Genomic DNA, 5,400 nt, shown 5'->3' with positions numbered 1-5,400 from the left:
CGAAAAAAATATAAAAAAGACATCTTTTTTAGGGAAAGATGTCTTTTTTATATAAACCTTAATGTTCGTTCTGTAAAACCCTCGCTGCCTTTACTCCCTCTTTCTCTTCTTTTAAAAACAACGATACGATAAAAGCAACAATGATAAAGACTAACCCTAGTGCAAATGCACCTTGGAATCCAGGCGTTAAACCGTTTAACTTCTCTACTGGATCCAGTGGATTTGCGGAGCTTTCCATATAGCTAGTTGTTCCTGAAGACATTTTCGATATGAATATAGCTGTACCAATTGCGCCAGCTACTTGTTGCAGTGTACTAAACAGTGCTGTTCCGTGCGGATATAAATCTGGTGTTAATTGATTTAAACCGTATGTTTGTGCTGTCATAACAAACATGAGTCCAACCATTAATACGCTATGCATAACAATAATTTGTACCATTGATGTATCAGGAGTAATACCTTTAAATAAGAACATTGCAATTCCTACTAACACAATGCCGGGAACGATAATAACTTTCGGACTAAATTTATCAAATAGTTTACCTGCGATTGGTCCCATAATGGCGCTAATAACACTTCCCGGAAGCATGATGATTCCTGATTTAAAGGCTGTGACAAGTAAAACTGTTTGCAGGAACATCGGTAATAAAGTCATCGTTGAAAATAACGACATCATCACAATGACGATTAATCCAACTGATAATGTAAACATCGGGACTTTAAATGCGCGTAATTCTAAAATTGGATTCTCAATTTTTAATTGTCGGACGACAAAAATACATAATGAGATAAGCCCAACAAGTAAAGTGCCATACACTTTCGCATCGGACCATCCTAAGTCACCTGATGCACTAAAGCTATACACAAGTCCGCCAAATCCGAGTGTCGATAAAAGGATAGATGGATAATCTACTTTTGGCCTTGTTAACTCTGAAACATTTTGAATGTACTTCATTCCAATCATAATGGAAATGATCACGACAGGAATAACAATATAGAATAACCAGCGCCAATTTAGTGAGTCTACGATTACTCCAGATAATGTAGGACCAATTGCCGGAGCTGCCATCATCACAAGTGCGATTAATCCCATTGTGGCACCACGTTTTTCAGGTGGACAAATGATTAAAATCGTATTCATTAATAACGGTGTAATTAATCCCGTCGCTACAGCTTGGACGATACGGCCGACTAATAAAACAGAAAATGTCGGTGCGGATCCCGCAATTAATGTACCAGCTAAAAACGTTACCATAGCGATTAAAAACATTTGCCTCGTTGTGAGCCATTGTTGAAGTAACGCTGTAATCGGGACTAAAACCCCAACTACTAACATGTAAGCTGTAGAAAGCCATTGAATCGTTGAAGCTGTTACGCCAAATTCTTTCATTAATACGGTTAACGCATTACCAAGTAACGTTTCGTTTAATAATGCAACCATTGCCCCTAGAAGTAATGCAATTAAAATGGGGGTATGTTTCAAATTAGAAGTATCAACTTTGCCACTTGCAGGGCTCTTAGTTGTCATATTCATTTGTAAATTCTCCTCCTGTTTCTTACTAAAAAACTTTAAATACACCAGAACACATGTAATATAATATACATATGTAGATTAAAAAGGGAGAATCAATTTTCAGCCACTGTATATTTAATCTACAAAAAAGGAGAATTGTAGATGAACGATAATGAAAAACAAATTGATTTACGTATTAGACGTACACATAAATTACTATGGGATTCCTTATTTGAATTAATGACACAATCAAAACAGAAATATAGTACGATCACAATTAACCAAATATGTGACCGCGCGATGGTACACCGAACAACCTTTTATAAACACTTTGAAGATAAAGATGCTTTATTAGCATTTGGATTTAAACGATACAGCAAGATGATTGCTGAAATACCCGTTTCAGATCGATTAAGTAAACCATTTCAAGTAATGGAACAATTTCTACACCATGAAGAAATCGGTAAAATATTAGAAACGCAAATGTCTGATGAACAATTTATTAACCGGACACAGTATTTAAGTCACGAAACGAGAAAACAAGAAATAGAAGCGTTACATCAACTGCGCAAAAATCATACGATGCCAAATGATCTAATCATTGAATTTTATTCAGGGGCAATCACCTCATTAAGCGCATGGTGGTTTAAAAATGAAAGAAGCGTTTCTGCGGCTGAAATGGATAGGTATCTCCACCAACTTATTAACAGGGATATTTTTCAGTTTGAAGAGGAATAAGACTACACCTTTTCAATCATGCAATAAAGTGAAACTTTAATCAGTGGGGGGTTTTGTTCATCCCCCACTGATTATCAGCCCTCACCAATCGGACTTTTACGGACAGCCCGACCCCCACCTAACTTCTTTGCTTCCACTGAATTTTGAGGTGGGGGTCTTACTGCCCGTTAAAGCGGGATCAAATTGACCACAAAATAGGAATATGATATATTTTCCGTAGAATACTATATAAGTATGACATCAAATAAAATGGCATATAATAAAAAGAAGAGATGCGCTAACATCTCTTCCTTAACTGCTACCGTATAGGGTGGTGGTTATTACACGTTACTATTTTTTACGAAACCCACCCTTTTGCTTCCTACGGCGCGGAGTGGGTTTTTTGTTGTCCTTATCCAGAAGTTGCTTCCGCAAAAAATACGCTGAAACTTCGCGCACAGTCGCTTTCAGAAACTCTTTTACAAGGTCAAACAAAAACTCCATATTATCACCCCCTTTCCTTCCAAATGGAAAGAAGGGATAACCACCCACCCTCACAATATGCAGTTACATATATTTTATCAAATGATTGTAAAGATATTATGTAAACCAAACAAATGAAATTTTACATAAAAAAAAGCCCTTCTAAACCGGGCTTTTCTATCACCATTATTTAGCGATCTTCTTCAAATCCGAACTTTCTATAACTGAAAGCATATTCACCTTTTATTAAGATGGACCATAACCAATAAGATGAGCAATTATAACTGCTATTAAACCGATCGAGTATTCAATTAGAATTAAAGGAAGAATCCACCTTGCCCACCTTGTCCATGAAATTCCTGCAATTGCTAATCCAGCCATTAGCGTACCACCTGTTGGAAAAATAATATTTCCAATACCATCCGCGAATGAAAAGGATAATACAGCTGTTTGGCGTGTAATGTCCAATAAATCTGCAAGTGGCGCCATGATAGGCATTGTCAACATTGCATGACCACTACCTGATGCTAAAATAAAATGAATCGCTACTTGGAAGTTGTACATTCCAACAACACTTAAAAAAGGAGAAATATGTTCCATTCCTTCCGACACTTGATACAGTAGTGGGTCTATAATATGCCCTTGATTCAAGACAACTAAAATAGCGCGTGATACACCAATAATTAAAGCTCCCCCGATTAAAGATGCCGATCCTTGTGTAAAAGATTCTACTGTATCATCAAGAGATATCTTGCCAAGAATTGCAATGATTATAGTTAAAATAATAAATAAGGCTGCAATTTCTTTTATATACCACTCGTACTTAATAACACCAAATACAAGAATAATATAATTGATTAAAAAGGCCGTTAATATCCATTTATGTCTTTTTGTTAACTCTACTTTCGCTGTTAGTAGGCTGTCTTGCTTGTTTGTATCGAATTTTCCGTAAATTCCGCTTGCAGGATCCCTCTTTACTTTCATCGCATGACGATAAACGAATGTAACAGCAATTACATATATGACTACGAATAAAACGAGGCGGAACCCCATCCCCGAATACATAGGAAGACCCGCTATCCCTTGAGCCAGCCCAACTGTAAACGGATTCATAATTGCCGTTGTAAATCCGACGGACGCTCCTACTAGTACCATCGCAGTTCCTGTTATCGTATCAAATCCAACCGCAAGAGCTAGCGGAATAAATAGAGGCACATACACTAAAGCTTCCTCAGCCATCCCCATTAATGACCCGCCAAGTGCAAAGAACAGCATGATAATAGGAATCATTAACTTTTCACGGTTAGCGAGTTTTTTTGCCATCGTTGAAACAAGAGCCTCAACCGTACCAGATGCCTTTAATACACCAAAAAAACCTCCAATAATAAGAATAAAAAAGATAATATTAGCAGCTTCTACCATACCTGTAGGAATAGATTTTACCGTATCAAAAAATCCAAGTGGCGTTGATTCAATCCATTTAAATGAATTTGGATCTACTGTTGTATACCCATTTTTTTCAATCTGTTCATATTTTCCGGCCGGCAATATATGTGTAATAACAGCCGCAATAACTAGCAAGACAAGTAACATTGCAAATACGTCTATTTTCCATTCTTTTCTTTCCTTTTTTTCTTCTGGCTCGAATGAAACTGCCTTCTCTGATACTTGACTCATATACCAATCCCCTTTGCAATAAAATGAAACGTTGATCAATGGGGGTTTTGTTCATCCCCCACTGATTATTACTTTTCCGGGCAGCTGGCAGTCTGGTTTCCCCACTACCATGACGTACCAAGCTATCCACCAATTCTTTTATTTATAACACGCTAGGATTTAACTACCTTTTTACTAATTTCATTTACAAATTGGTTAAATAAACGTTGCTGCAAGACATCCCTTTCCGACATCATTTCTGGATGCCATTGAACCGCTGCTACATAACGATGAGCTTTGGATTCAATAGCCTCTATCACACCATCAAAGGACCATGCGCTTGCCTCAAAATCTTTTCCTAATGTTTTCACTGCTTGATGGTGAAAAGAATTAACCATTAAAGATTTTTGGCCAATAGCCTCATAAATTTTCCCCTCTTCCAGAAGATCTACGGAATGAGAGCCCTGCCATTTACGGAACTGTTCTCGAACATGGAAATATTCTGGCCCCATCTCGTGCTCTAAGTCTTGATAAAGAGTTCCACCAGCTGCAACATTTAACACTTGTAATCCTCGGCAAATTCCTAAGATAGGAATATCTTTTTCTAAAGCCTGCTTTGCCAGATTTAATTCAAAATTATCTCGTTCTTCCTCTACAGTACCTATATATGCTTTTGGAATATCACCGTAATAAACAGGATTGATGTCCGCGCCACCAGCCAATAACAATCCATCTAATTGATTAAGTGTGGACTCAATTTGATCAACTTCCTCAATTGGAAGTAGAACAACCGTTGCACCTGCTCGTTGAATTGAACGAATGTAGTCATAAGAAAAGATAGCCATATCTTGACCTGGTAGCCCTCGTAAGCCCTCCTTCCCTATTTCACTATGATCAATATAATACCCAGTAACACCAATTAGTGGTTTCATTTTCTCTCACCTCATAATTTAAATGGTTTCGTTGTCTTTCTCTGTTGAAATTGTATACTCTTAACCTCCCTTTTCTAGCAAGTGGTAAAGAATTAAATA

The 5,400-nt window shown here is 37.3% G+C and carries 5 protein-coding genes; 1 reads left to right on the top strand and 4 read right to left on the bottom strand.

Translation table 11 applies throughout. The annotated features are described in order from the left end of the window. Window positions 1-58: 58 nt before the first annotated feature. Complete coding sequence (locus ACQGS6_RS22260; RefSeq protein ID WP_426965621.1) at window positions 59-1,534, bottom strand: MDR family MFS transporter; 1,476 nt, start codon at window positions 1,532-1,534, stop codon at window positions 59-61. A gap of 141 nt (window positions 1,535-1,675) precedes the next feature. On the opposite strand from ACQGS6_RS22260, the gene ACQGS6_RS22255 reads away from it, so the two are divergent. Continuing rightward, a complete protein-coding gene (locus tag ACQGS6_RS22255) occupies window positions 1,676-2,251 on the top strand; it encodes a TetR/AcrR family transcriptional regulator (protein WP_000999275.1) in 576 nt (191 codons plus the stop codon). A 330-nt stretch (window positions 2,252-2,581) separates the two neighbouring features. On the opposite strand, the gene ACQGS6_RS22250 is transcribed toward ACQGS6_RS22255, so the two are convergent. From ACQGS6_RS22250 to ACQGS6_RS22240, 3 genes are all read right to left on the bottom strand, one after another. Next, window positions 2,582-2,734, bottom strand: a complete 153-nt coding sequence (locus tag ACQGS6_RS22250; RefSeq protein ID WP_074624937.1) for a hypothetical protein — start codon at window positions 2,732-2,734, stop codon at window positions 2,582-2,584. 225 nt (window positions 2,735-2,959) lie between these two features. After that, the gene (locus ACQGS6_RS22245; protein WP_426965620.1) at window positions 2,960-4,390 is read right to left on the bottom strand and encodes a YfcC family protein; all 1,431 of its coding nucleotides are present in this window, start codon (window positions 4,388-4,390) and stop codon (window positions 2,960-2,962) included. Between the two features lie 152 nt (window positions 4,391-4,542). Beyond that, entirely contained in the window at window positions 4,543-5,301 is a 759-nt protein-coding gene (locus ACQGS6_RS22240; protein WP_000803236.1) for a gamma-glutamyl-gamma-aminobutyrate hydrolase family protein, read from the bottom strand. Window positions 5,302-5,400: the final 99 nt, after the last annotated feature.

The organism is Bacillus sp. GMs2/2, from assembly GCF_050172095.1.
In the GTDB taxonomy this organism is placed as follows: Bacteria; Bacillota; Bacilli; order Bacillales; family Bacillaceae_G; genus Bacillus_A; species Bacillus_A cereus.
This window is presented reverse-complemented; position numbering and strand designations above follow the sequence as displayed.

Coding starts and splice junctions, on each gene's coding strand:
- ACQGS6_RS22260 (WP_426965621.1), bottom strand. CDS start 1,534: ATGAATATGACAACTAAGAGCCCTGCAAGTGGCAAAGTTGATACTTCT.
- ACQGS6_RS22255 (WP_000999275.1), top strand. CDS start 1,676: ATGAACGATAATGAAAAACAAATTGATTTACGTATTAGACGTACACAT.
- ACQGS6_RS22250 (WP_074624937.1), bottom strand. CDS start 2,734: ATGGAGTTTTTGTTTGACCTTGTAAAAGAGTTTCTGAAAGCGACTGTG.
- ACQGS6_RS22245 (WP_426965620.1), bottom strand. CDS start 4,390: ATGAGTCAAGTATCAGAGAAGGCAGTTTCATTCGAGCCAGAAGAAAAA.
- ACQGS6_RS22240 (WP_000803236.1), bottom strand. CDS start 5,301: ATGAAACCACTAATTGGTGTTACTGGGTATTATATTGATCATAGTGAA.